The sequence below is a fragment of the Nonomuraea sp. KM90 genome, from assembly GCF_052246675.1.
In the GTDB taxonomy this organism is placed as follows: domain Bacteria; phylum Actinomycetota; class Actinomycetes; order Streptosporangiales; family Streptosporangiaceae; genus Nonomuraea.
In genome coordinates this window covers 63,800-85,655 of record NZ_JBQQCB010000029.1, presented here as the reverse complement: position 1 = coordinate 85,655, position 21,856 = coordinate 63,800, and the positions used below count along the sequence as shown (strand labels likewise).

Annotated in this window: 19 protein-coding genes; 10 read left to right on the top strand and 9 right to left on the bottom strand. The window is 70.5% G+C overall.

Annotated features, from left to right (window positions below; all coding sequences use genetic code 11):
- Positions 1–101 precede the first annotated feature (101 nt).
- The 3 genes from ACTWPW_RS27295 to ACTWPW_RS27285 all read left to right on the top strand — a co-directional run bounded on the left by ACTWPW_RS27295 (position 102) and on the right by ACTWPW_RS27285 (position 3,271).
- Entirely contained in the window at positions 102–1,445 is a 1,344-nt protein-coding gene (locus ACTWPW_RS27295; RefSeq protein WP_443170292.1) for a sensor histidine kinase, read from the top strand.
- Positions 1,446–1,616: 171 nt separating this feature from the next.
- On the top strand, positions 1,617–2,216 hold the full coding sequence (locus ACTWPW_RS27290) for a TetR/AcrR family transcriptional regulator (RefSeq protein ID WP_375118872.1): 600 nt from the start codon (positions 1,617–1,619) through the stop codon (positions 2,214–2,216).
- Between the two features lie 65 nt (positions 2,217–2,281).
- Positions 2,282–3,271 (top strand): AurF N-oxygenase family protein, encoded by a 990-nt coding sequence (locus ACTWPW_RS27285; RefSeq protein WP_443170291.1) that lies wholly within the window; start codon positions 2,282–2,284, stop codon positions 3,269–3,271.
- Here ACTWPW_RS27285 and ACTWPW_RS27280 read toward each other — a convergent pair.
- The gene (locus ACTWPW_RS27280; protein WP_375118874.1) at positions 3,228–3,998 is read right to left on the bottom strand and encodes a class I SAM-dependent methyltransferase; all 771 of its coding nucleotides are present in this window, start codon (positions 3,996–3,998) and stop codon (positions 3,228–3,230) included. The genes ACTWPW_RS27285 and ACTWPW_RS27280 overlap by 44 nt on opposite strands.
- A 51-nt stretch (positions 3,999–4,049) precedes the next feature.
- Between ACTWPW_RS27280 and ACTWPW_RS27275 the strand changes: the two genes are divergently transcribed.
- Positions 4,050–4,658, top strand: coding sequence for a copper resistance CopC family protein (locus ACTWPW_RS27275; RefSeq protein ID WP_443170290.1), 609 nt, complete (start codon positions 4,050–4,052; stop codon positions 4,656–4,658).
- A complete protein-coding gene (locus ACTWPW_RS27270) occupies positions 4,655–5,686 on the top strand; it encodes a copper resistance D family protein (protein WP_443170289.1) in 1,032 nt (343 codons plus the stop codon). Before ACTWPW_RS27275 ends, ACTWPW_RS27270 begins: the two co-directional genes overlap by 4 nt.
- 236 nt (positions 5,687–5,922) lie before the next feature.
- Here ACTWPW_RS27270 and ACTWPW_RS27265 read toward each other — a convergent pair whose 3' ends face one another.
- The 3 genes from ACTWPW_RS27265 to ACTWPW_RS27255 form a co-directional block, all read right to left on the bottom strand.
- On the bottom strand, positions 5,923–7,110 hold the full coding sequence (locus ACTWPW_RS27265) for a hypothetical protein (protein ID WP_443170288.1): 1,188 nt from the start codon (positions 7,108–7,110) through the stop codon (positions 5,923–5,925).
- 400 nt (positions 7,111–7,510) lie between these two features.
- Positions 7,511–8,356: a class I SAM-dependent methyltransferase gene (locus tag ACTWPW_RS27260; protein WP_443170287.1), complete on the bottom strand. Its 846-nt coding sequence runs from the start codon at positions 8,354–8,356 to the stop codon at positions 7,511–7,513.
- A gap of 88 nt (positions 8,357–8,444) precedes the next feature.
- Positions 8,445–9,740, bottom strand: coding sequence for a cytochrome P450 (locus ACTWPW_RS27255; protein WP_443170286.1), 1,296 nt, complete (start codon positions 9,738–9,740; stop codon positions 8,445–8,447).
- A 62-nt stretch (positions 9,741–9,802) separates the two neighbouring features.
- On the opposite strand from ACTWPW_RS27255, the gene ACTWPW_RS27250 reads away from it, so the two are divergent.
- The 4 genes from ACTWPW_RS27250 (at position 9,803) to ACTWPW_RS27235 (ending at position 14,653) form a co-directional block, all read left to right on the top strand.
- Positions 9,803–10,210 (top strand): PaaI family thioesterase, encoded by a 408-nt coding sequence (locus ACTWPW_RS27250; RefSeq protein ID WP_364125197.1) that lies wholly within the window; start codon positions 9,803–9,805, stop codon positions 10,208–10,210.
- A gap of 111 nt (positions 10,211–10,321) precedes the next feature.
- Positions 10,322–10,759 carry a nuclear transport factor 2 family protein gene (locus tag ACTWPW_RS27245; protein ID WP_375118880.1) on the top strand — a complete coding sequence of 146 codons (438 nt, stop codon included), beginning with the start codon at positions 10,322–10,324 and terminating at the stop codon, positions 10,757–10,759.
- A gap of 124 nt (positions 10,760–10,883) precedes the next feature.
- Entirely contained in the window at positions 10,884–13,808 is a 2,925-nt protein-coding gene (locus ACTWPW_RS27240) for an alpha/beta fold hydrolase (RefSeq protein WP_443170285.1), read from the top strand.
- Positions 13,805–14,653 carry an ABC transporter permease gene (locus ACTWPW_RS27235; RefSeq protein WP_375118882.1) on the top strand — a complete coding sequence of 283 codons (849 nt, stop codon included), beginning with the start codon at positions 13,805–13,807 and terminating at the stop codon, positions 14,651–14,653. Before ACTWPW_RS27240 ends, ACTWPW_RS27235 begins: the two co-directional genes overlap by 4 nt.
- A 143-nt stretch (positions 14,654–14,796) precedes the next feature.
- On the opposite strand, the gene glpK is transcribed toward ACTWPW_RS27235, so the two are convergent.
- The 3 genes from glpK to ACTWPW_RS27220 form a co-directional block, all read right to left on the bottom strand.
- The gene (glpK, locus tag ACTWPW_RS27230; protein ID WP_443170284.1) at positions 14,797–16,308 is read right to left on the bottom strand and encodes a glycerol kinase GlpK; all 1,512 of its coding nucleotides are present in this window, start codon (positions 16,306–16,308) and stop codon (positions 14,797–14,799) included.
- A gap of 22 nt (positions 16,309–16,330) precedes the next feature.
- Entirely contained in the window at positions 16,331–17,137 is an 807-nt protein-coding gene (locus ACTWPW_RS27225; RefSeq protein WP_375118884.1) for an MIP/aquaporin family protein, read from the bottom strand.
- 336 nt (positions 17,138–17,473) lie between these two features.
- A complete protein-coding gene (locus ACTWPW_RS27220; RefSeq protein WP_443170283.1) occupies positions 17,474–17,920 on the bottom strand; it encodes a GNAT family N-acetyltransferase in 447 nt (148 codons plus the stop codon).
- 235 nt (positions 17,921–18,155) lie between these two features.
- Here ACTWPW_RS27220 and ACTWPW_RS27215 point away from each other — a divergent pair, with 235 nt between their 5' ends.
- A complete protein-coding gene (locus tag ACTWPW_RS27215) occupies positions 18,156–20,276 on the top strand; it encodes an ATP-binding protein (RefSeq protein WP_375118886.1) in 2,121 nt (706 codons plus the stop codon).
- A 45-nt stretch (positions 20,277–20,321) separates the two neighbouring features.
- Here ACTWPW_RS27215 and ACTWPW_RS27210 read toward each other — a convergent pair whose 3' ends face one another.
- Both ACTWPW_RS27210 and ACTWPW_RS27205 read right to left on the bottom strand, forming a co-directional pair.
- Positions 20,322–21,188 (bottom strand): terpene synthase family protein, encoded by an 867-nt coding sequence (locus tag ACTWPW_RS27210; RefSeq protein ID WP_375118887.1) that lies wholly within the window; start codon positions 21,186–21,188, stop codon positions 20,322–20,324.
- 209 nt (positions 21,189–21,397) lie between these two features.
- Positions 21,398–21,790, bottom strand: a complete 393-nt coding sequence (locus ACTWPW_RS27205; RefSeq protein WP_375118888.1) for an ankyrin repeat domain-containing protein — start codon at positions 21,788–21,790, stop codon at positions 21,398–21,400.
- Positions 21,791–21,856 lie beyond the last annotated feature (66 nt).

Sequence of the window (21,856 nt, the reverse complement as noted above, 5' to 3'; positions counted from 1 at the left end):
CGCATAGAGCATTGCTCTGGAGGTCTTTAACGTGGTTTGTCATGGAATCTCCGCAAATTCGAGCCGGATGCACCTAGTGTGATCACCTGATCACCAGGGGGATGGGTGTGATCGCACGGCTGGGCCGGTCCATTCGCGCGCGGCTGGCGTTGTTCGCCAGTGCCGCCATGGTGCTGCTCTGCCTTGCGACCGGCACGCTGCTGCTGTGGGCGGTGCACAGCACGGTCGTGGACATCCGCACACGAGAGGTGGTCAGCACCGCCCTGCGCGTGGTCCACCTGATCAAGGAGCACGACCTGCCCCGCGTGATCTCCCTGGAGCTGCACGGCCTCCAGGTCGTGGACGCGAACGGCCGCGTGGTGTCCTCGACGCCCAACCTGGCGAACTCGCCGCGCCTGACCTACGCGAACCCCGAGCCGGCCGACGCCAACCGCATCGGCTCCCTCTGCGACCGGCCGGAGTTCGGCGGCGAGTGCCAGATCATGATCGCCTTCCGCGTGTACAAGCCGGACGGCGACCTGACCGTCTACGCCTTCGGCCCCATGCCGCCCTGGTACATCAGCCCCGGCGTGGTCGTCCTGCTGGCCGCGATCTGCGCGGCGGTGGTGGTGCTGACCTGGTTCGGAGTCTCGCGGGTGGTGGCCAGGACGCTGGCGCCCGTACACCGGATCACCGAGAAGCTGGCCGAGATCACCGCCGGCGACGGCACGCTGCGGGTGCCCGTGCCCGAGAACGCCGAGGAGATCAGGGCACTCGCCCAGACCGCGAACCAGACGCTGGCCCGGCTGGAGCAGGCGGTGGAGCAGCAGCGCAGGTTCGCCTCCGACGCCTCCCACGACCTGCGCAGCCCGATCACCGCCATGCGCGCCGAGCTGGAGGCGGCCCTGCTCGACCCCGAGCAGACCGACTGGCCCTCGGCCGGCGACAGGCTGCTGGGCAGCCTCGAGCGGCTGCAGCACATCGTCGCCGACCTTCTCACGCTGACCAGGCTCGACGCGGGCGAGCCCGGCCGGCTGGAGCCCGTCGACCTGGCCGAGCTGGCCGCCTCCGAGACCGCCAGGCCGCGGTCGAAGCAGATGGTGACCACGCTGCAGCCCGAGGTCGTCGTCTCGGGCGACCGGCTCAGGCTGGCCCGCCTGCTGACGAACCTGCTGGACAACGCCGAGCGGCACGCCGAGAGCACCATCCTCGTGACCGTGCGGCGGGACGACCAGGCCGTGCTGGAGGTGCTCGACGACGGGGCCGGCATCGCCCAGGAGCAGCGCGAGGTCGTCTTCAGGCGCTTCACCCGGCTGGACGCCTCGCGCAACCGCGACGCCGGCGGCACCGGGCTCGGCCTGCCGATCGCCCGCGAGATCGCGGTGGCCCACGGCGGCACGCTGCGGATCGAGGATTCCGAGAAGGGCGCCCGTTTCGTCCTGCGGCTGCCGGTAAGGAATGAGTGAGGCGGATCTTGGGACCCCCACCGAAAGCCGTTCGGTGCCGCTGGTTACCATGATCAACGTGACTGTCGGTGAAGAGTGGAGCCGGACCGGTACCGGGGCTCCGCCCACCAGAACAACCGGCGTCCGGTTTGTCCTATAAATAATAGTGATCAGAAGTTAGAGTTACTCGCTGTGACAACTGGTTTCAGCCGATTACGGCGCGAGGATTTGCTCAAGACGGCCTGCGAGGTGATCGCGGAGCAGGGATTCGGGCACACCAGGACTCTGGACATCGCCAGGGCCGCCGGTGTCAGCCAGGCGCTGCTCTTCTACCACTTCGAGACCAAGGAGCGGCTGCTCGCGCAGGCCTTCGGCTACGCGGCCCGCCTGCACCTCGACGCGCTCGCCGACGTCGAGCGGTCCACGGGCACGCCGCTCGACCGCCTGCGCACCCTGCTCAGGCTCTGCTCGCCGGCGATCCCGACCGAGGGCTGGCGGCTGTGGATCGACGCCTGGTCCGAGGCGATGCGCAGCCCGGAGCTGGAGGAGACCTCGCGGCGGATCGACGCCAGGGGCCGCACGCTCATGCGCGGGATCATCGAGGACGGCGTGCGGTGCGGCGAGTTCGAGTGCGCCGATCCCGACGCGACGACGTGGCGGCTCTTCGCGCTCATCGACGGGCTGGCGGTCCAGACGCACACGCATCCCAAGGTGTTGTCACGGCGGCGGGTGAACGTGCTGATCCGTACGGCGGCGGCGTACGAGTTGGGGGTGCCCGCGGAAAAGCTGTGATCCTCACCTTCCCAGTGCTATTGGATTCTCCGTACAATTACTGGGCGAGGAGAGGAGTGCACGCGATGACATCCGCACCGAGCTCTGCCGCCGCCAGGGAACGCGACGAGCAGGTCGCGAGCAAGAGCGCGTACCGAGCGGTCATCGATCGCCTCTCGAAGGCGTCGGTGGACAAGCACTGGGAGCCCTACCGCGACATCCCGTGGGACGACCCGGAGTTCCAGGTGGACCCGGTCGACCCGCGGTGGGAGCTGCCGGAGGTCGACAAGCTGGGCGGCCACCCGTGGTACCGCAGCCGCTCCCCCGAGGTGCGCGCGCGGATCGGGCTGTGGCGGGTGGCCACCGCCATGAAGATCGGGCTGCAGTTCGAGAACCTGCTCAAGCGCGGGCTGCTCAACTACGCCTACCGGCTGCCGAACGGGTCCCCGGAGTTCCGGTACGTCTACCACGAGACCATCGAAGAGGGACATCACGGGATGATGTTCCAGGAGTTCGTGAACCGTACCGGCATGCCGATCCGCGGCATGCCCGGGCCGCTGTCGGTGATCGCGCAGGTCGCGCCCTGGATCCCGCTGATCTCGACCGAGCTGTTCTTCGTTTTCGTGCTGGGCGGCGAGGACCCGATCGACCACGTGCAGCGCAAGGTGCTGAAGGACGGGCGGGCGCACCACCCGCTGGAAGAGACCATCATGCGCATCCACATCGCCGAGGAGGCCAGGCACATCTCCTTCGCCCGGCACTACCTGCGCAACCGGGTGCCGGGGATGCCCGCGTACCGCCGCCTGATGCTGGGCATCGCCTCGCCGATCATCCTCGGCGTGATGGCGCGCATCATGCTGGCACCACCGGGGCCGATGATCCGGCGCTTCAGGATCCCGGCGAACGTGGTGGCCGAGGTCTACCTGCGCAACCCGGGCGCCAAGCGGGAGATCCGCGACTCGGTCGGCAAGACGCGCGAGCTGTGCGCCGAGATCGGGCTGATCAACCCGCTCACCCGGCGGATCTGGCAGGTCATGGGGATCTGGGAGGGCGCCTCGCGGTCAGCACCTCGGTGACCGCCACCAGCTCCCACGTGCCCGCGGGGTTCTGCGCGAGCAACTCCCGCCTGGCCGCCTCGACGAAGGCCGGGACCCGGTCTCCGAGGCGGGCGGGCGCGGTGTAGGAGTAGGACAGCTGCAGGCCGATCACGGCGTCGAGGTCGTACGTCAGGTGCTCCTCGTAGCGGGCCGCGTCCAGGTCGCCGAAGGGGGAGGTGGCCAGCACCTCCTCGTGGTGCTCGCCGGTGGCCTGATAGGAGTTGCTCGCGGTGAACGTGTTCACGCCGAACTCGTCGCGCACCCGTCGCATGGCGGGCTCCCAGGGCTGCTCCCTGTCCTCGCGGGTCGGGCCGAGGAGCGCCACGACGCCGTCCGGCGGCAGCAGCTCGTCCAGCTCCGCCAGCACCGTACGGCGGTCCATCCAGTGGAACGACCTGCCCATCACGACGTGGTCGAACGCCGGCAGCTCGCGCAGCCTCGTCGAGTCGCCCTTCAGCCAGCGGATGTTCGCCCGGTCGGGCGCCTGGCGCCGGCCCTCGGCGAGCATCTCCTCCTCGGGGTCCACGGCCAGCACCTCGCGTACGCGCCGGGCCAGCGGGATGGCCACGGTGCCCGGACCGCAGCCGAGGTCGAGCACGGTGCTGTCGCTCCCGAACGTCATGGCCAGGTGTTCGATCGCCGGATCGCCGTGTCCTGACCGGTATTTCGCGTAGTAGGGCGCCGCGCCGCCGAACAGGTCCTCCATGGATGGGACCATATACAGGTTCTGGACGTGTTCGATGGAAGGTTCTGATCTGTGAGGCGGCTACTCACGGTCCTGCTGCTCGCCTGCGCCGCGGTGGGGGTGGCGTACTCCCCGGCTCAGGCGCACAACGTGCTGATCGGCAGCGACCCGAAGGACGGCGCCACGCTGGCTGCCTCGCCCGAGCGGGTGACGCTGGTGTTCGACCAGGCGGTGCGCCAGGGGTACGCGTCGGTGGGCGTCACCGGGGCGGACGGGTCGGCGTGGGCCGACGGGAGCGCCGTCGTCGCGGCCGAGCGGGTGTCGGTGAAGGTGAAGCCGCTGCCGGCCGGAGGGTCTTACGTGGTGGGTTACCGGATCCTGTCGGCCGACGGGCATCCGGTGACCGGGAAGATCCGCTTCAGCCTGGCCGCGGACGCCTCCGGGGTGGCGGCGGGGGCGGCCGGCGGCGGCACCAGCGCGGAGGCCGCCGAGGCGGCGGCCAACGGCGGGGCCGGGATGGCCGTGGTGTGGGTCGTGGGAGCACTGCTGATCCTGGCCGCCGGCACAGCCGTCGCCCTGCGCCGCTCCGCCCCTGGCACCGGCGCCGGAACAGCCGAGGCTGAGGGGCCGGCGGCTCGGGGCGAGGATGACTCCTCGCGGGCCGAGGGGGCGCGGGCGTGAGCGTCGCCGCTCCTCCCCTCGCCCAGCAGCGCGTCGGCGGGCGGCTCGTCGTGGGCGCGTTCGGCGTGTGCGCGGTCGTCGCGGCCGTGGCGGCGAGCTCGTTCACCGCCCAGGAGTCCGTCCCCGGCATCCCGATGCCCGGCCCGGTCGTGTCGATCGGGCTGCCGATCGTGCGGGTGCTGCTCGACCTGGCCGCCGTGGCCGTGGTCGGGCTCAGCCTGCTGCCCAAGCTGCTCGGCTTCGACGCCCCCGACCGTACCGAGCCGGTCCTGATCAGGGTCCGCCCGCTGACCGTGATCGCCGCCTGGGCGTGGGCCATCTGCGCGCTGCTCACCATCGTCTTCCAGACCGCCGAGCTCAACCCCGGCAGCGTGCCGACGTTCGGGATGATCGCCGGTTACGTCGGGAGCGTCGGCACGGGCCAGGGGCTGCTGTTCAGCGCGGCATGCGCGCTGGCGGCGGCCGGCATCGGGCTGATGGCGGTGCGGTTCGGCGAGAAGGTGCCGGCCGAGCTGCGGGTGATCGTGGCGCTGTTCGGGCTGCTGCCGATCCCGGTCACCGGCCACGCGGTGAACTCGGTCTGGCACGACCCCATCATGATCTCGATGGAGATCCACGTCATGGGGGCCGCGGCGTGGACGGGCGGGCTGGTGGCCACGGCCGTGTTCGTGGCCCCGCACCGTGGCCTGCTGGCCGTGGTGCTGCCGAAGTTCTCCAGGATGGCCACCGTGTGCCTGCTCATGGTGGGGCTGTCCGGCCTGGTCACGGGGCTGGGGACGATGGCGCTCACGCCGGGCGTGACGCTGCCGGACGCGATCGTGACCAGCCACTACGTGCTGCTGGTCGTGGTCAAGACGGCGCTGGTGGCGCTGCTGGTGCCGCTGGCGGCGCACATCCGCTTCCGGCTGCTGCCCGCCGTACGCCAGGGACGGGCCACCGCGCTGGTGGGCTGGGCGGCGGCCGAGGTGGGGGTGATGGGGCTGGCGTACGGCGTCGCGGTGGCGATCACCCGCGCCTCGATAGCCTGAAAGCCCCAGCCCCAGCCCCAGCCCCAGCCCCAGGCCCAGCGTTGGGACCAGCGCCGGCCGTCCCCATGCCCTCCGCCCCCGCCGGACGCCCTGTGCACTGAGCATCCTGACCGACCGGACGCCGACCGACCGGAGGCCGACCGACCGGAGGCCGACCGGCCGGACGACAACCGGCCAGACGGCAACCGGTCGGATGTGCGGTGCCGGGCGGCGCGGTCGGGTGGTGAGAGGCGTTTCTAGGTTGTGGCCGGGGCGGCCACGCGCGGGGGTGGGGAGGTGACCGGCTGGAGGCCGCGGCGGGCGGCGATCCACTCGATGGCCAGCCAGACGACGAGCAGCCCCATCCCGGCCCACACCGCCGACGACGTGGCCAGCGGGGGCGCCCCCAGCAACCCTTCCTGCCCCTTGAGCGCGCCGTACACCGGCCCCATCGCCGCGCTCTGCACCACCAGCGCGCCATAGGCGGCGGCCGTCACGACGGCCGCGCCGAGCACCGCCCGGGCGGCGGGCATGCGTACCAGGAACGCCACGTCCACCAGCACCCCGGCCACGACCAGGAAGAACGGCACCGCGGACGGCGGGAACCCGGTGAAGGTCAGCAGCGGCCAGATCAGCGTCCTGAACCCCACGTAGCCGGCGGCGACGAGGGTGGCCGCGCCGAACCGGCCGATCAGCAGCCTGGCCACCACCAGCACCGACAGCCCGGCGACCACCGCGTAGACCGGGTAGAGGTAGTCGGGCACCGGCAGCGTGAACCCGGCCATCATCGTCCGGTCCACCGGCCGGTCCATCTGGTCGGCCGCGAACTGGAGCAGCATCTGCTCGGCGTAGGTGGCGTTGTTGTCCCAGGCGCCGAGGGACAGGATGCCGTACTCCTGGTGCTGCTCGGGGAAGTGCACGTTCTCCAGGAAGAACGCCAGGAGCGCGCCCAGCACGACCGTCCGCTCGCGGCCCGGCGGCGCGCCCATGAACCAGCCGCGGATGACGCCCGCGATCATGAAGAACGTTCCAACGTAGAGCATGATGTGCGACGGGCTCCACGAGGTGATGTCGAGCCCGTTGACGCGGTGGTTGATCAGGTCGAGCGGCACCGCGACGAGGAAGATCCCGGTGCCCCACTGGATGAGCCTGAGCGCCGCCTTGTCCACGCCGTAACCGGTGTAGCCGTGGACGAGGGTCAGGGCGACGGCGAGGGCCGTGCCGGCGGAGTTGAGCAGGTGGGGCGGCGCCAGGTCGTCGCGCAGCCACTTGAAGTGCCACGAGACGTCCCAGGCGGAGCCGAGCAGCTTGAGCGTGAGCACCAGCAGCCAGCCGTAATAGAGCACCCTGAACAGGTCTTGCGGCGTCTCGCGGCCTGCCTGGCCTCTGGTCCAGTACGGCAGGGCCCACGCGGCGGCCTTCTTGAACGATGCTGGAGACTTCACGGCAGAGAATCTTACGGTCTACCGTCCCCCTGACCCGCGACGACCCGGTCCCCTGCCCCATGGGCCGCTGTGGTCGCCACAACGCCACCTATGTCATTCGAAATCCGCCCCGCCCTCCCCCAGGACTCCGCGGCCGTCGAGGCGGTGCGGATCGCCACCTGGCGCGTGGCCTACAGCGGGGTCATGCCGGAGGCGTACCTGGCGGGGCTTGAGGTGCGGCCCGAGGTGGTGCGGGGCCGTTCCGGGCATGGAGGTGTACGCCATTTACGTGCTGCCGGCGGAGTTCTCGACCGGCATGGAACGGGCCTTGATGGCCGCCACCATAGAGGCGATGGCGGAGGCCGGGCTGTGGGTACGGCGGACAACGCCCGGGCGCGGCGGTTCTACGAGCGGTACGGGTTCACGTGGTCGGGGCGGGCGAAGATGTTGCCGGATCCGCCGCTGGAGGAGGTGCACTATCGGCTGAGGCTCGCAGGGAGAACATGAGCGGGATTCCGGGGGCCTCGCCGGGCGGGCGGTACACGCCTCCGTCCTCGACGAGCGTGGCGAAGCGGCGGAACAGCGTGTGGTCGTGCTCGTGCAGGAACTCCACCCGCAGCCCGGCCGCCGCGACGGCGCTGACGATCTCGCCGAGGCCGTGCCGGAACTCCATCGTGGTCCGGTGTTCGAGGGGCTCGCCACCGGTGTAGGTGTACGGCACTTCCCAGAGGTGGGGGCCGCGGTGGAAGTAGTCGTACGTGACGGTGGTGCCCGTTTCGCCATCCAGGATGTCGGCGAACGGGTGAAATTCGGCGACATAGAGGAATCCGCCCGGCTTGAGGAGGGCGGCGACCGTCTCGGCCCAGCGGGTGAGGTCCGGCAGCCAGACGAGGGCGCCGATGCCCGTGTAGACGATGTCGTAGGTCTCACCGAGCGCCTCCGGGGCGTCGTACACGTCGGCGGTGACGAACCTCGCCGGAATGCCGCATTCGCCGGCGATCTTCCTGGCCTGCTCGATGGCGGGGTCGGAGAAGTCGAGGCCGGTCACCTCGGCGCCGAGCCTGGCCCAGGAGAGGGTGTCGAGCCCGAAGTGGCACTGCAGGTGCACCAGGCGGCGCCCCGCCACCTCACCGACCTCTTCGACCTCGAACTCCCGCAGCCGGCTCCGGCCCGCCTTGAAACCGTCGACGTCGTAGAAGGCGCTGCTCACGTGGATGGGGACGCGGGCGTTCCAGTTGGCCCGGTTGACCTGCAGGTAGTCGTCCATGGCCGTGATCGTAGGCACGCGACCGGCGTCGGCGCACCAGCATTTCCACGTGTCCCACGGCCTCCTTCACCGGCTTCTCGGCGGCCTTTCAGCGGCGGCGGCGGAGTCGTACGGGGAGGTGTTTGAGGCCGTTCTGGAAGTTGGAGGTGAGCCGTCGCGGGCTGCCGGCGAGCTCCACGTCCCAGGCGAGCAGTTCCCTGAAGACCGAGCGGAACTGGGCTCGGGCCAGGTGGGCGCCCAGGCAGAAGTGCGGGCCGAAGCCGAAGCTGACGTGGTCGTTCGGGGTACGGGCGATGTCGAAGCGGTCCGGATCGGGGAAGACGGACGGGTCGCGGTTGGCGGAGGCGTGGTAGACGACCACCTTGTCGCCTGCCCGGACGGGTTGCCCGGCGAGGGTGAGGTCGCGGGTCGCCGTACGCCTGAAGTGCATGACCGGGGGCCAGAAGCGGAGCATCTCCTCGATCGCGGAGTCCAGCAGGGAGGGGTTCTCGCGCAGGCGGGCCAGCTCGGCGGGGTGCTGGAGGAGCGTGAGCAGGCCACCCGGGATGCCGTTGCGCAGGGTCTCGTTGCCGGCGACGGCGAAGAGGAAGAACATGTTCTCGAACTCTGCCTCCGTCAGGCCGCCCTTCCGCATGGCCGACATGACGGATTCGCCGTCCGCTGGGGTCTCGGCCAGGGCGTGGGCGTACGCGAACATGTCGGTCAGGGCCGCCCTCGATCGCGGGTTGACACCCGGCCGGAGCTCGGGCCTGGCCGCGAGGGCGAGCCGGCCCATGGGGCTGAGGGACTCGACGTCCGCCGTGGACAGGCCCGCGTAGTCGTCGTCCTGGTAGCCGATCACGCGCGACGCCCAGTCGTACAGCAGCCGCTTGTCCTGCGCCGGAACGCCCATGACGTGGGCCAGCGTCCATACGGGCAGGTCGGCGGCCACTTCCACGAAGTCGCACTCGCCCTCATCGAACAGCGCCGCCGCCCGCTCGGCGATCGTCCGCTCCAGGGCGCGCACGGCCCGCGGGGTGAACGCCGCCGCCACGATCCTGCGCAGCCTGGAGTGGTCGGGCGGGTCCATGTTCAGCATCTGGACCTGGACGAACTCGAGGTCGGCAGGGGTGTCGGGGTCGCGGATCTGGGTGGCGCCGAGGTGCGAGGAGAAGTCCTGCGGGCTGCGGAGGACGTGCTTGACGTCGGGATGCCGGAAGACCGCCCAGTAACCGGGCCCCTCCCGCCAGGGGCCCAGCGGTGGTTCGGGGATCCAGCAGACGGGGGATTCGGCTCGTAGCCGGGCGAACAGCTCGTACGGTACGGCTCTGTCGTAGGTGGCCGGGATGAAGACCTCCACCACCGACCGCCCTGCCGCCTGGTGACCGCCGTCGATCTCCGACATCTCACCCTCCCGCTCTCTCGCACGGCCGCCCGCGCACGAACTCCAGCGTGCATGATGGCCGCGTGACTCCAGAAGACGCAGAGGCGATCCTCCAGGAATACTTCGCCCCCTGGATCCAGCAGCTCGGCCTGCGGGTCGAGGAGGTGGGCGACCGCCACGCGATCGTGCGGCTGCCCTGGTCCGACGACCTGGCCAGAGAGGGCGGCGGGCTGTCCGGCCAGGCGATGATGGCAGCCGCCGACACGGCCACGGCCATCGCCATCGCCTCGGCGCGCGGTGAGTTCGTGCCGATGACCACGGTTCAGCAGTCAACGACGTTCCAGCGCCCGGTGGTGGGCAAGGACGTCCTGCTCGACGTACGCATCACGAAGCTGGGCCGCACGCTGGCCTTCTCGGAGATCACCCTCACGCCCGAGGGCAGCCCCGAAACAGCGGCCCACGCCACGACTGTCTACGCGATCCTGGCCTGACCGGGCAGGCGAGATAGGCATGCCCCTTATCTCGCGGGTAATCGTCAACCCGCGCGATCCAGAGGAGACTGTGGCAGCAACGCCCACCGAAACAGACTTCAAGGACGAATCATGACGACTCGCGAGACCGTGCAAGAGCTGCTGCGCCGTATGGGTGAGGGCGACTTCGACCGGATCGCCGAGCTGTTCGCGGAGCGGAGTGACTGGCGGTTCAACTGGCCCGCCGAAGGGCACCCGTCCGTGCCGTGGATCCGGCCCCGTTCGACCCGCCATGACGTGGCAGAGCATTTCCGCATGCTGGACGCGTACCACGTGGGTGAGCTGAACGGCACGTCGGTGACGCGGATCCTCGCCGACGGGGACGACGCGGTCGTCCTCGGCGACATCGTCCAGACCGTGAAGGCCACCGGTGCCGCCTACACCTCCCCCTTCGCCCTGCACCTCACGGTCGAGAACGGCCGGATCACCCGCTACCACATCTACGAGGACAGCCTCACCGTGGCCCGGGCCCTCTCGGGCACGGACGAGGACGAGCGGCAGGCGTCGTGATCCGCCGGTTACCCGATCAGCCGGTTCCAAGATCGCCCAGTTCAGCCCCCTAGAGCACCTCTTCGCAGGTCCGGCGAAAGCGCCGTCTCAGGGATCTCTCAGGTGCGGAAAGTAGGCTCACCGCATGAAGCGTGTGGCCGCACTGGTTGTGGCACTCGCCCTCATCGGGGTGACGACGTGGCTCGTGTGGCCGTCGGCTCCTGCGGTGCGGGGCCAGGACCAGAAGATAACCGTCGTCGACGGACCAGCCGACGACCAACGGGTCGAGCTCGATACGACGTTCTTCCCGCCGCCCGACGGCGGGAAGGCACCTGCCGTATTGCTCGCCCACGGTTTCGGCGGCAGCAAGCAGAGCATGAGGGATCAAGCGGTCCGCCTGGCCCAGCAGGGCTATGCCGTGATGACGTGGTCGGCGCGCGGCTTCGGCCGTTCGACCGGCGAGATCGCGCTCAACTCGCCCGACTACGAGGTCAAGGACGTCAAGCAGCTGATCGACTGGCTGGCCAAGCGGCCGGAGGTCCAGCTCGACGCCTCGAACGACCCGCGCGTCGGCATCGCGGGCGGCTCGTACGGCGGCGCCATCGCCCTGATGACGGCGGCCCACGACCAGCGGGTCGACGCGATCGTGCCGCAGATCACCTGGTCCGACCTGGCCGACGCGCTGTTCCCCAACGCCTCCACCCAGGCCACCGCCACAGACGGCACCACCGCCGACGGCACCACCGCTGACAGCACCGGCACCACTACCGGCACCACCACTGGCACCGATTCCGGCGCCGCCGCCCCGGCCGGTCAGGGTTCCGGTGCCGCGAGCGGGGTCTTCAAGCGCATGTGGGCCGGCATCTTCTTCGGCCAGGGCGTCTCGCTGGACACCATGTCGCTGCTGGGCCGGCGGGAGGCCGGCGCTCCGCTGACGCCCGAGCAGGCGCGGTGCGGCCGGTTCCTGCCCGCGATCTGCGACATCTACCAGCAGGTCGCCAAGGACGGCAGGGCCACGCCGGAGGCCGTCGAGCTGCTGCGCAAGTCGAGCCCGATCACCGTGGCCGGCCAGATCAAGGCGCCGACCCTGCTGATCCAGGGCCAGCGCGACTCGCTGTTCCCGCTCGGCCACGCCGACGCCAACGCCAAGGCCATCGCGGCCGCCGGCACGCCGGTGAGCCTGGCCTGGTTCGACGGCGGGCACGACGGCGGCAACGGCGAGGTCGACTGGCTCTTCGACCAGTCCTCGGCCTGGTTCGCCCGCTACCTGAAGGGTGAGGGCTCGGCCGAGGCGGCGCCGCCGGTGAGCGCGTTCACGGTGACGCGTGACGGCGGCCGCGACCCCGGCACCCGCCAGCGCATCCGTCTCCACCCGGAGGCCACCTCCTATCCGGGCCTCGCCGGGACCGACACCTCCGACGTCGAGCTGAGCGGCCCCGCGCAGAACATCGTCAACCCGCCCGGCGGCGCCCCCGCCTCCATCTCGACCGTGCCGGGCATCGGCGGTCTGCTGGGTGGCCAGAGCACCGGCGGTGTCTCGATCGACATGCCGGGCCAGAGCGCCACGTTCGAGTCCGGCCCGCTCACCGCCCCGCTCCAGCTCACCGGCAGCTCCACCGTCAAGGTCAAGGTGTCGGGCAAGGGCGAGGCGACGCTGTTCGCCAAGCTGTACGACGTGGCGGACAGCACCCAGATGCCCATCCTGCCCGCCGGGCTGGTGGCGCCCATCCGGGTGACGATCCCCGAGGGGGCGGGCAGCGCGGAGGCCACGGTCAACCTGCCCGCCGTGGACTACCGCTTCGCCGTGGGCCACCGGCTGCGCCTGGTCGTGACCACGACCGACATGGGGTTCGCGACCCCTGCCGAGCCGGCCACGTACCAGGTCGCGCTGGCCTCTCCCACCCTCATGGTCCCCACGGTCCGCACCCTGGCCGCCGCTCCGACGGGCGTGGCGTGGTGGGTGTGGGCGATGCCGCTGGCCGCCGTGGTGGCCGCCGCCATCCTGCTGGCCACGGGCCGCTCCACGGGCCGCTCCCGCCTGCGCCGCCGCCCCGCCGTGGTCACGGCAGGCCAGGAGCTCGGGCAGCCGCAGGACTCCCCGGCCCTCGTGTCCGCCGCCACCGACTCCACCGTCACCGAGGCCGCCGCAACCGAGGCCACCGGCACGCGTTCCACCACCGCCGCCGGCACCGGTTCCACCACCGCCATCGGCGTCGGGGCCGTCCGCGCCGGTGCCACCGGCGCGAACGGCAGCCACGGAGGTGGCGACGGCGCCTCGGGGCTGCGGTCGGATGGTGGGAAGAGCCGCGACGGGCTCGGCTCCCGACCCGACGAGGTGCCGCTGGAGATCAGTGGCCTGACGAAGGCGTACCGCAACGGCGAGCTGGCCGTCGACGGCCTGTCGTTCCGGGTCGAGCAGGGTCAGGTCCTGGGCCTGCTCGGGCCCAACGGCGCGGGCAAGACGACGACGATGCGGATGATGATGGGTCTCATCCAGCCGGACGCCGGCGAGATCCGCATCTTCGGCGAGCGCGTCACCCCGGGCGCCCCCGTACTGTCCAGGCTCGGGTCGTTCGTCGAAGGGCCCGGCTTCCTGCCGCACCTGTCCGGACGCGACAACATCGAGCTCTACTGGGCCGCCACCGGCCGGCCCACGGCGGACGCGCGCTTCGACGAGGCGCTGGAGATCGCGAACCTGGGCAAGGCCCTGGAACGAGCCGTACGCACCTACTCGCAGGGCATGCGCCAGCGACTGGCCATCGCCCAGGCCATGCTCGGGCTGCCGGACCTGCTCGTGCTCGACGAGCCCACGAACGGGCTCGACCCACCCCAGATCCGGGAGATGCGCGAGGTGCTCAAGCGCTACGCGCGCGACGGCCGTACCGTGATCGTCTCCAGCCACATGCTGGCCGAGGTGGAGCAGACCTGCAGCCACGTCGTGGTCATGCGGCGCGGGCAGCTCGTCTCGACCGGTCCGGTGTCGTTGCTGCTCAGCTCGGCCGCCGGCGCCAACGGGCACGGGCCGCGCCTGGAAGACGTGTTCCTCGACCTCATCGGAGACAAGTCATGACCGCCGCGACCGGCTACGCGCCGAACCGCACGCTGCCGTTGCGGGTGGAGATCGTCAGGCAGTTCAAGCGGCGGCGGACGCTGGTCATGTTCGGGCTGCTGCTGGCGCTGCCGTGGATCCTCGTGATCGCGTTCCAGTTCGGGCCGCAGTCGAGCGGGCAGGGACAGTCGGCGCTGCGCATCTCGGACCTGGCCACGGCGAGCGGCCTGAACTTCGCCGCCTTCGCCCTGTCGGTGTCGGCCAGCTTCCTGCTGGTGGTGGCGGTCGCGCTGTTCTGCGGCGACACCGTGGCCAGCGAGGCCAACTGGTCGTCACTGCGCTACCTGCTGGCGGCACCGGTCCCCCGTGACCGGCTGCTGCGGCAGAAGCTGATCGTGGCGCTCGGCTACTCGGCGGCGGCGGTGATCTGCCTGCCGCTGATGGCGCTGCTCGCGGGCACGCTGGCGTTCGGCTGGGACGACATCCAGGTGCCCGGGACGGGTGAGACCATCCCGGCGCTCGACGTGCTGCCGCGCTTCGGGATCGTGATCGGGTACGCCCTGGTCAGCCAGCTCGTGGTCGCCGGCCTCGCCTTCCTCGTCTCCACGATGACCGACTCCCCGCTGGGGGCCGTGGGCGGGGCGGTCGGCCTGTGGATCGTGTGCAACATCCTGCAGGCCGTCGAGGCCCTGGGGGTGCTGCGCGAGTTCCTGCCGACGTTCTGGAACAACGCCTGGCTGGATGCCCTGGCGCCGGAACTGGACTGGAGCGGGATGGCCAAGGGCGCCTCGGTCTCGATCACGTATGCGGCCGTTCTGATCGCGATCGCGTTCCGGCGCTTCCGCCACAAGGACGTGGTCAGTTAGGCGTCGGCGGGGAATCCGGGCCCGGATGGTCGTCCGGGTCCGGACGGGGCCCCAGGTCGAAACGGGGTCGGCCTCGACCCTGCGCCACACCGCCCACGCCTTGACCGGCGCCGTCTGTACCAGGGTCCTCGGCCGTGGCGAGGTCAGTTCGTCCAGTCGAAGGCCTTGGTCACGGCCTTCTTCCAGCCCGCGTACCCCCGCTCCCGCTGCTCCTCGCTCCACCCCGGCTCCCAGCGGCGGTCCTCCGCCCAGTGGGCGCGCAGCTCGTCGGTGTCCCGCCAGTAGCCCACGGCCAGCCCGGCGGCGTACGCGGCCCCGAGCGCCGTGGTCTCGGCGACGACCGGGCGGCTGACGGGCACGCCGAGGATGTCGGACTGGAGTTGCATGCACAGGTTGTTGGCCGTGACCCCGCCGTCCACCTTGAGCACGTCGAGGACGACCCCTGAGTCCTGCTGCATGGCCTCCACCACGTCCCGGCTCTGGTAGCAGATGGCCTCCAGGGTGGCGCGGGCGAGGTGGGCCTCGTTGTTGTAGCGGGACAGGCCGACGATGGCGCCGCGGGCGTCGGCGCGCCAGTAGGGGGCGAACAGGCCGGAGAACGCCGGCACGAAGTACATGCCCCCGGAGTCCTCCACCTGCCGGGCCAGCGGCTCGCTCTGGGCCGCGGACGTGATCAGGTGGAGCTGGTCGCGCAGCCACTGCACGGCGGAGCCGGTCACCGCGATCGAGCCCTCCAGCGCGAACACCGCCGGCTCGTCGCCGAACTTGTAGGCCACGGTGGTGAGCAGGCCGCTCTCGGAGCGCACGCGGTCGGTGCCGGTGTTGAGCAGCAGGAAGTTGCCGGTGCCGTAGGTGTTCTTGGCCTCGCCGGGCGCGAAGCAGACCTGGCCGACGGTGGCGGCCTGCTGGTCGCCGAGGATGGCGGTGACGGGCACCTCGCCGCCGAACGGACCGTACCGGACGGTGGCGCCGTAGCCGGTGGGGTCGGCGGACGGGCGGATCTCGGGCAGCATCTCGCGCGGGATGCCGAAGTACGACAGGAGCTCGTCGTCCCAGTCCAGCGTGTCGAGGTCCATCAGCATGGTGCGGCTGGCGTTGGTCACGTCGGTGACGTGCACGCCGCCGTTGACGCCGCCGGTGAGGTTCCACAGGGTCCAGGTGTCGGTGTTGCCGAAGACGGCCTCGCCCCGGCCGGCCGCCTCGCGGACGCCGTCGACGTTCTCCAGGATCCACTGGATCTTGCCACCGGAGAAGTACGCCTCCGGCCGCAGGCCCGTACGGTCGCGGATGACCTGGCCTCGGCCGTCCCGGTCGAGGGCGGCGGCGATCTGGTCGGTGCGGGTGTCCTGCCACACGATCGCGTTGTAGTACGGGCGTCCGGTGCGCGGGTTCCACACCACCGTGGTCTCCCGCTGGTTGGTCACCCCCAGCGCGGCCAGGTCGTTGTCGTGCAGCCCCGTGCGCTGCAGCGTCGTCTGGACGACGGCGGCGGTCCTGGTCCAGATCTCGATCGGGTTGTGCTCCACCCAGCCGGCCCGGGGCAGGATCTGCTCGTGCTCGAGCTGGAACTTGGCGTACTCGGCGCCCTCGTGATCGAAGATCATGAAGCGGGTGCTGGTGGTGCCCTGGTCGACGGCGCCGACGAAATCAGGCATGGCGTTCTCCTCAGATCGGACGTCAGTCGGACGGCTTCACGGTGTCGCGGTCCTCGCCCTGGGGGAGGAACCGGGCGATGCACACCTGGTACAGCCAGGCCCCGATGACGCCGCCGATCAGCGGCCCGACGATCGGGACCCAGAAGTACAGGTCGCCGTACTGATCTCGCCACGCGCCGCCGTAGCCCGTGAGGAAGCTGGCCAGGCGGGGCCCGAAGTCGCGCGCCGGGTTGATGGCGTAGCCGGCGTCGGCGCCGAACGACATGCCGATCGCGACGATGAGCAGGCCGATGACGAACGGCCCCATGTTCGCGCTAGGCGCCATGTTCGCGGTGTCGGACAGGGCGAAGATGACGAAGAGCAGGATCGCGGTGCCGATGATCTGGTCGCGCAGCCCGCCCCACTGCGACACCGGCAGGGTGCCGTTGCCGGGCAGGGTGGAGAAGACGATCTGGGTCTTGATCGTACGTCCGGGGTCGGCCATGGCCAGGATCTCGGCGTAGTTCCAGCGCACGATGAGCGCGCCGATGAAGGCCCCGATCGTCTGCGCGATGGCGTACGGCGCGACCTTGCGCCACGGAAAGCCGCGGAACAGGGCGAAACCCACCGTCACGGCGGGATTGAGGTGCGCGCCCGTGGTGCGGCCGGCGACATAGACGCCGAGCGCGACCCCGATCCCCCACGCCCAGGCGATGCTGTCGTGGTCACCGAGCTCCGCCGCCACCACCTGGGCGACGACCCCCGCCCCGAACAGGATGAGCACCATCGTCCCGGCGCACTCCGCGATGAGCTCGCCGGCCAGCCCCATCCGACCCAGTCGTCCGGCCACCTGTCACCTCCTTTGCAGCGTTGTGTGCCATTCCCGATTCCGGGGATTACATACAGACTGTGTGCGATCTGTTGCTCAAAGTGAGGGTCGCGCCGTAGGACGAGCGGCGGGCTCGGCGCCGGAAAAGCGGCAGGAGACGCCCGATCGGCTCGCCGAGCGGACTTCGACGTGCTGGTCATCAGCGGCGAGGGTGTGACGGGCGCGGGCGTACGCGCTGGAGGGCGTACGCCCGCCCGAGGCCCGGCACCGCACCCGCTCGGCCGGGGCCGGGGCCGGGGGGAGGCCGAGCGCACCTCTCCTCCAGGCGCGACCTCCGGCCCGGACGCGGGGGCCCGGTCAGATCTCGCGGACGAACGTCACCAGGCTGGTGCCCGGGCCGTTGTAGCCGGGCACGGGGTCGCCGGCCTCGAAGCCCATGCGCCGGTGGAAGGCGATCGAGGTCTCGTTGACCGGCGCGGTGACGGCCCTGACGACAAGCCGGCCGTGCCCCCGGGCGAGGTCGAAGAACCGCTCGTACATGATCCGGGCCAGGCCGCTCTTCCGGGCGGCGGGAGAGACGCCGACGAAGTGGATGTACGCCTCGTCGGGCAGCGACGGCGACGGGAACCCGATCAGGAACCCGGCCAGCGCGCCCGTGCCGGACGAGGCGATCAGGCTCGTGCGGTGGAAGTGGTCGAGGAAGAGCCGGGGCAGGGCGGGCAGGACCGGACGGCCCCACCAGTCGTCGACCACGGCCGCGATGGCGTCGTAGTCGTCAGGGACGGCGGGGCGCAACGTGTGCACGGCAGGTGTCAGTCCCAGTGCGGGGGCCTGTTGTCGAGGTAGAAGGCGTCGGTGTCGCGCTCCCGCCAGTCACCCCAGCCGAGGTCGGTGTCGTCGGCGGTCTGCTCGGGTAGAAAATCTTCCACGCCGTACATACTACCGAGGCGGACAAACCGATACCCGGCGTGTCCGCAGGTCCAAGGACAGGCCGCGGGCGCCGCTGTACGATGCGAGAGCAGGTGTCGCCGATCCCCCCGTGAGGCTGCCCATGGCCACCCCGTCAGGCTGGCGGAGAGAAGGCAATCTACCGGCGGAGCTCACCAGCTTCATCGGACGGACACGTCTCCTCGCCAACCTCAAACGGCACCTGGGCGAATCCCGCCTGGTGACCGTCACCGGCATCGGCGGTGTGGGGAAGTCACGCACCGTGCTGCGGCTGGCTCATCAGGTGCGCGCCCACTATCCCGACGGTGTCTGGTTCGCCGACCTGGCCCGGTTGCAGGACGCCGGCATGGTCAAGCACACCATCGCCTCCGCGCTCGGCATCGCCGACCAGTCGTCACGGGCGGAGTCGGAGTCGCTGTCGGAGTGGGTCGGCGAGCGCGACATGCTGCTCATCATCGACACCTGCGAGCACCTGGTGCAGGGCTGCGCCGAGCTGGTCCACGAGCTGCTGGAGGCGGCGCCCAACCTGAAGGTGCTGGCCACCAGCCGCCAGTCGCTGCACCTGCCCTACGAGCACGTGGTCCCCGTGCCGCCGCTGCAGGTGCCGGGCGACGATCCGGCCGAGAGCCTGTTCACCAACGAGTCGGTGCAGCTCTTCGCGGCCCGTGCCGGGGCCAGCGTGCCCGACTTCGTGCTCGACGAGGACAACATCGCGCCCGTCGCCGAGCTGTGCCGCCGGCTCGACGGCATCCCCCTCGCCATCGAGCTGGCCGCGGTGCGGCTGCGGGCCCTGTCCGTGGAGCAGATCCTCGGGCTGCTCGCCGACCGGTTCAGCCTGCTGGCCGGGGCCAGCCGGACCGCGCTGCCCCGCCACCAGACGCTGCGGGCGGCCATCGGCTGGAGCCACGAGCTGTGCGAGCCCGCCGAGCGGCTGCTGTGGGCGCGGCTGTCGGTGTTCGCGGGCGACTTCGAGCTCGACGCCGCCCGCTTCGTCTGCTCCGACGGGCGGCTGCCGTCGGAGGACATCACCGACCTCGTCACGGGGCTGGTGGAGAAGTCGATCCTGCTGATCAGGAGCAACCACGCCGGGGTGCGCTACAAGCTGATCGACACCCTGGCCGAATACGGCGAGGAGTGGCTGGAGAAGCTCGGCCAGAAGGAGCAGATGCGCCAGCGGCATCTGGAGTACTACCTGAGCCTGGCCCAGCGCAGCGAGGACGCCTGGTCGGGGCCGCGGCAGATCTACTGGTTCGTCCGGATGCGGCAGGAACACGACAACGTACGCGTCGCGCTGGAGCACGCGCTCAACTCGCCGGGCAAGTCCTCGCTCGCGCTGACGCTGCTGTCGTCGCTGTGGTTCATGTGGGTGTGCTGCGGGTTCGCCCGCGAGGGGCGCCTCTACCTGGAGCGGGCGCTGGAGGCCAACCCCACGGTGAGCAAGGAACGGTGCAAGGCGCTGTGGGTGCTCTCCTACGTCAAGAGCGCCCAGGGCGACAGCGCCGGGGCGCTCCAGGCGGCCGAGAAGTGCAGCACCGAGGCCGTCCGGGTGGGCGACTCCAGGGCGGTGATCCTGGCCTCCAAGATGCAGGGCACGGCGGCGCTGCTCCAGGGTGACCTGCAGAAGGCCAGCGCGCTGCTGGGCGTGGCGATCGAGTTCAACACCGACAACAAGGAGCTCAACCCCGGCCTGCTGCCCGCCATCGTCGAGCTGTCGCTGGTGCTGACCGCGCAGGGGGAGCTGTACGAGGCCGAGTCGCTGCTGCAGGACTGCCTGCAGGTGTGCACGGAGCGCGGCGAGCTGTGGCTCAGCTCGCACGCGCAGTGGGCGCTGGCCGGCACCCGTCTCGCGTCGGGCCGGCACGAGGAGGCGTTGCAGAACACCAGGGAGGCGCTGCGCATCAAGCGGCACTTCCACGACACGCTCGGCATGCTGCTGGCGCTGGAGACGGCGGCGCGGATCTTCGCCGCGTCCGACCAGGTCGCGCTGGCCGCGCGGCTGCTCGGGGCGCTGCAGCAGAACTGGCGGACGGCCGGCCTGCCGCAGCTCGGAGCGCCGTGGATGACCGGGGAGCACGACTCCTGCGTACGCGAGTGCAAGCGGCACATGGGTGAGCTGGCCTACAAGGACGCGTTCGAGGAGGGCGCCCGGCTCGACCTCGACGAGGCGTCCGGACTCGCGCTCGACGATCCGGACGCCCCTGACGAGAGCTGAAACGGGACCTTTGGACAGCGGGACCTCTTCGGGAAGCGGGACCTTCTAGACGGCCTGGGGCCAGCGGGTGCCGTCAGGCCAGGCGTGCACGTAGCGCGCGCTGCCGAGCGAGAACTCTATGTGGCCGCGCACCCAGTGCTCCAGGCCGCGTACGTACTTGCGGACCGGGAGGGGAGCCCAGTGCTCGAGCGCCGTCCGGCGGTCGAGGAACGCGGCGATCGCGTCGTTGTGCATCTCCGAGACCTCGCGCAGCGCGTCCTGGAGGATGAGCGACTTGTGGGTGGCCAGTACGGTGACGAGGTTGTGCCGGGCCTTGTCGTTGCCGCGCTCCTTCGCGTATGACAGCAGGTCGTTGTCCCAGCCGATGAGGTCGCACGCCAGGTCGGAGAGCATCCGCACGTCGGGGTGGTGCCACTCCTCCGCCTCCAGCCGGTAGCCGCCTCCTGCGTCGATGAGCGCGAAGCAGGTGTAGGTGGCCCCGGTGATGCGGCGCATCAGCACGTAGTCCTCGGGGGTGGGGATGAGGTCGGCCTCCCGGTTGGCCGCCTCCCAGATCTGGGCGAAAAGGTATTCCTTCACCGTGGTCCGCCACCGGTCCACCTGCGCGGGGGTGGCGTACTCCGAGATCCGGCGGAGGAGCTCGCTGAGGGCGAGGCCGAACGGGTCGTCGGCTCCGGCCTCCCGGCGCCCGTCGAGGATCTCGAGGAGCGGCGGCAGGGCGCGGGCGAGTGCGGAGGCCCGGTGCCCCATCAGCTCGCCTTCGCAGAACGCGTCGTCGAAGGCGAACAGCCAGTTGTACCAGTCGTTGATCAGCCGGAGGCTGTCACGCGGCACGGTGGGGTTCGTGCGTGCCGCGAGCAGGCCGATCTTGGAGCGCCGGAAGTGCTCGATCGTGTCGGCGCCGTTGAGCATGTGTGAGGCGGCCAGCCATGCGTGGCTCTCCGCGTCGACCTCCGAGGCATGAACGTTGATCTCATTCGGGAACGGACATGGCAGCGGAGGGATGTGGAGTGGTCGCCTACTGAAGGAGTGCGCAGAAGTAGCCACGCCATCCAGCATGACTATGGACTGTTCGAAAGGCCACACTCGACAACTTCGAGCCCTTTAATGCTTATTTCATACTATGAATCACTATGCGAGAACCATTGGATAAACTGGTCATTTGCGAACATTAGCGCGGTGTCCCTGGCGGAGGGCTGACCGGCATCGGGGTCGGCACCAGCCTCCAACAAGGCCCTGACCACGGCGGACTCCTTTTTGAACACGGCACCGGCGAGCGGCGTCTGCCCACGGTCGTTGACCCGGTTCGGATCGGCGCCGCGTGTTACAAGCATGCGTACGGTCTCAGCGTGACCGTAATAAGCCGCCAGCATCAGCAAAGTGTCACCTTTGCCGTTGGTCAGGTTGGCCGGCACCCCGGCCTCGACGTACGCGCGCAGCGCCTCGGTGTCGCCCGCCCTGGCCAGGTCGAACATCCTGGTGGCGAACTCCTCCAGCTCCGGGTCCCCGTCCATGACCCCATTGTCCCTCGATAGGGTGCCCTGCACGGAATCGTTCCGACGCGCCGTAGGTTCTGGAGA